At 65.3% G+C, this 3,818-nt stretch carries 2 protein-coding genes and 1 pseudogene; 1 reads left to right on the top strand and 2 read right to left on the bottom strand.

The genetic code is table 11. The features are described from left to right. Positions 1-1,320 (top strand): MFS transporter (locus ENZ75_RS24575; RefSeq protein WP_128278376.1); only part of this gene is annotated, 1,320 nt, incomplete at its 5' end. 104 nt (positions 1,321-1,424) lie between these two features. On the opposite strand, the gene ENZ75_RS24570 is transcribed toward ENZ75_RS24575, so the two are convergent. Together ENZ75_RS24570 and ENZ75_RS24560 are read right to left on the bottom strand one after the other, a co-directional pair. Then, positions 1,425-2,168: an RlmE family RNA methyltransferase gene (locus ENZ75_RS24570; protein WP_013532288.1), complete on the bottom strand. Its 744-nt coding sequence runs from the start codon at positions 2,166-2,168 to the stop codon at positions 1,425-1,427. Between the two features lie 228 nt (positions 2,169-2,396). Further along, positions 2,397-3,754, bottom strand: a pseudogene (locus ENZ75_RS24560) (Ppx/GppA phosphatase family protein). Positions 3,755-3,818 lie beyond the last annotated feature (64 nt).

The following is a 3,818-nucleotide window of genomic DNA, read 5'->3' as shown; positions in this document are numbered from 1 at the left end:
ATCCACACCAGCCCGATCGCGCTCAAGCTGGCCCTGACCGCCTATCTCGTCTCGCTGGCGATCTTCATTCCGATCAGCGGCTGGATGGCCGACCGTTTCGGCGCCAAGAATATCTTTCGCGCCGCGATCGCCGTCTTCATCGTCGGCTCGATCGCCTGCGCGCTCTCCGGTTCGCTGCCGGCTTTTGTGGTCTCGCGCTTCCTGCAAGGCATTGGCGGCGCCATGATGACACCGGTCGGGCGGCTGGTGCTGGTGCGCGCGACACCGAAGAGCGAACTCGTCGCGGCGATGTCCTGGCTAACCGTTCCGGCGTTGGTCGGACCGTTGGTCGGGCCGCCGGTCGGCGGCTTCATCACCACCTACTTCACCTGGCACTGGATCTTCCTGATCAATGTGCCGATCGGCCTGATCGGCATCTGGCTGGCGACGCGTTTCCTGCCGGAGACCGAATCGATGGAGACGCCGCCGCTCGACTTCCTCGGCTTCGTGCTAAGCGGGCTGGCGGCATCCGGCGTGGTTTTCGGCCTGTCGGTGGTGAGCCTGCCCTATTTGCCGCCGGCCACCGGCCTTATCACCGTAGCGGTCGGCCTGCTGTCGGGCGCGCTCTATCTGCTGCACGCGCGGCGCGCCAAAAATCCCTTGCTGGCGCTCGAATTGTTCCGCAACCAGGTGTTCCGCTCCTCGGTGCTTGGCGGCGGACTGTTCCGCATCGGCATTGGTGCCGTGCCGTTCCTGCTGCCGCTGATGTTCCAGATCGGTTTTGGGCTGACGCCGTTCCAGTCCGGCATGATCACCTTCGTCTCGGCGATCGGCGCCATCGGGATGAAGTTTGTCACCGCGCTGATCTTCCGCGTCGCCGGCTTCCGCCGCGTCCTGGTTGTCGGTTCTCTGGTCGCCGCCGCCTCGATCGCCATCAACGGCCTGTTCACACCCGACACACCCTATCTCTTGATGCTGGCCATGCTGCTCGTCGGCGGCTTCATCCGCTCGATGTTCTTCACCGGCGTCAATGCGCTCGCCTATGCCGAGGTTTCGGCTGAAGACACCAGCAAGGCGACACCGATCACGGCGGTGTTCCAGCAGTTGTCGGTCGCGCTCGGCGTGGCGCTGGCCGGCGGAATCCTGGAGGTGTCCACGAGCCTGCACGACAGGTCACTGACGCTGGCGGATTTCCACACCGCGTTTTTCGTCGTCGCGGCGATTTCCGCCGCCGCGTCGCTGTCGTTCATGCGGCTGGCGCCCGATGCCGGCAACGCCATCTCCGGCCACGGCCGCCTGACCACACCCAAGACGCTGGAAACGAGCACGGCGGGGAAGTAGTTCCCTCTTGCCTTCTCCCCTGTGGGAGAAGGTGGATCGGCGCGAAAGCGCCGAGACGGATGAGGGGTGTTCCAGCGGAGTGAAACGTTGGCGCTCCCTGGAGCTCATCCGTCGCCTTCGGCGACACCTTCTCCCAGGGGAGAAGGAAGATCTCGCCCTTTGAAATCCTTGGCCAGCAAATAAAGCTCGACCGATTCATCCCGCGACGCCGGCGGCTTGACGTGATGGACCGAGCGGAAATTCTTCTTGAGCATGGAGAGCAGTTCGTTTTCGGCGCCGCCCTGGAAGGTCTTGGCAAGGAAGTGCCCGCCTGGCTTCAGCACCGACAGCGCGAAATCGGCCGCCACCTCGCACAGATGCATGGTGCGGATATGGTCGGTCCGCTTGTGGCCGGTGGTCGGTGCCGCCATGTCGGACAACACGATATCGGGATCCCCACCCAGCGCCTCGGCCAGCTTCTGCGGCGCCTGCGGATCGAGGAAATCCATCAGCAGCACCGGTGCGCCGGGCACGGCGTCCATTTCGAGATAATCGATGCCGATGACATGCGGCTTGTCGGCCGTCGATTTCGTCCGCGCGGCGGCGACCTGGCACCAGCCGCCGGGGGCGGCACCGAGGTCGATCACCTTCATGCCGGGTTTCAACAGATGATGCTTGTCGTCGATCTCGATCAGCTTATAGGCCGCGCGTGAGCGATAGCCGTCGGCCTTGGAGCGCTGGACATAGGGATCGTTGATGTGGCGCTGCAGCCAACGGCGCGACGATTCCTTCAGCCCGCTCTTCTTCTTGATCCGCGTCTTCAGCACGCGAATGCTGGCGGATCCTGGTTTTTCCGGTTTCTTGGTCATTGCCTGATTTCTGGTCCGGGTTTTCTCGCTCGTCGAGTTGTGCTCATTTTTCGACGTCTGCGCGTTTCGTGAAGGGCTTCCCCCACTCCGTCTCGGCTTCGCCGAGCCACCTCTCCCCCCTCCGGAGGGAGAGGAAGGGAGCCAGCCTGCATAAGTTCACGCCTTTCCTCTCCCCGTCGATCGGGGGAGAGGTGTCGAGCGTAGCTCGACGGAGTGGGGGTCGACTGTTCACGCTCTGCCACGCCCATCGTTGCGCCAGACGCCATCATCGGCCATCAATTCGCTCAAAATACCTTCGCGCAGGCCACGATCGGCGACCCGCAACCGCTCGGACGGCCATACGGCGCGGATCGCTTCGAGGATAGCACAGCCGGCCAGTACCAGATCGGCGCGATCGGCACCGATGCAAGGGTTGGCGCAGCGCTGCTGGAAATCCCAGCCAACCAGTCTTTCGACCATGCGGTCGACGCTGTCGCGGTCCATCCACAGCCCGTCGACACGGCGGCGATCATAGCGCTCGAGTTCAAGGTGGACACCGGCCAGCGTCGTCACCGTTCCGGACGTGCCCAGCAGATGGAAATTCGGGCTGGCCTTGAGATGGCTCAGCCGATCGCGACCGTCGAAGCTGGCCAGCCGGCCGGCAACGTCATCGACCATGGCGGCGAAGATCTCGCGCGTCACCGTGCGGCCGCCAAAGCGCTCGGCCAGCGAGACGACGCCGACCGGCAGCGACGTCCACGACACGATATGATTGGCCAACCTCGGCGAACGGCGGCCGGCGAGATCGATGAGCGCGATTTCCGACGAACCGCCGCCAATATCGAACAGCACGACGCCTTGGGTGTCGCGCTCGACCAGCGAGCCGCAGCCGGACACCGCCAGCCGCGCCTCGGTCTGGCGGTCGATGATCTCGAGCTTCAGGCCGGCCTCGCGTTCGACGCGGTCGATGAATTCGACGCCGTTTTCGGCCGTGCGGCAGGCCTCGGTGGCGATCAGCCGGGCTTTTCTGATCTTGCGGTTGCGCAATTTGTCGCCGCAGATTTCAGCGCCTCGACCGCGCGGTCCATCGCCGGCTGGCCGAGCCGGCCATTGGCGGTGAGCCCCTCGCCCAGCCGGACGATGCGCGAAAAGGCGTCGATGACGCGGAACTGGCCATGCCGCGTCGGCACGGCGACCAACAGCCGGCAATTGTTGGTGCCGAGGTCAAGCGCCGCAAACACCGGAAGCTCATGGACCGGCGGCCGACGGGCGCCTTGTTCCGGCCGCGGCACAAGAGCGGCGGGCGAGACCACCGCTTCCGCCGGTCTGTGGGCCTCCGCCGCCGGGGCACCGGTTTTGCCTGGCGCCGGCGATCGATTCTCCGCGGGACGCGCTTCGTCGCGCGCAAAAACCTTGCGCCCGCGCCTTCGCTTGCGCCGCTTCTTGGGCTTGCCTTTGTGGGGTGCGTCGCCCGCCTGCCCGTCTGCCGAGCGGAGCTCCGTCGGGCGGCGTTGCTGCCAGCTTGCGTTCCCCGGGTCAGCCGACCGCTGGGAAGAGCTGGACACGCCCACCTCCGGCGCGCCGGCGCCGGTATCGTGGTCTTCCACTGTCGTTCCTTCCGGCGCCGCGCGAACCTATGATGGACGCAGCAGGCGCTTCAGTGTTTTAAGT

This window comes from Mesorhizobium sp. M7A.F.Ca.CA.002.04.1.1 (assembly GCF_004022805.1).
In the GTDB taxonomy this organism is placed as follows: domain Bacteria; phylum Pseudomonadota; class Alphaproteobacteria; order Rhizobiales; family Rhizobiaceae; genus Mesorhizobium; species Mesorhizobium ciceri.
The sequence above is the reverse complement of the archived record's forward strand: the minus strand, read 5'-3'. Positions and strand labels throughout refer to the sequence as shown.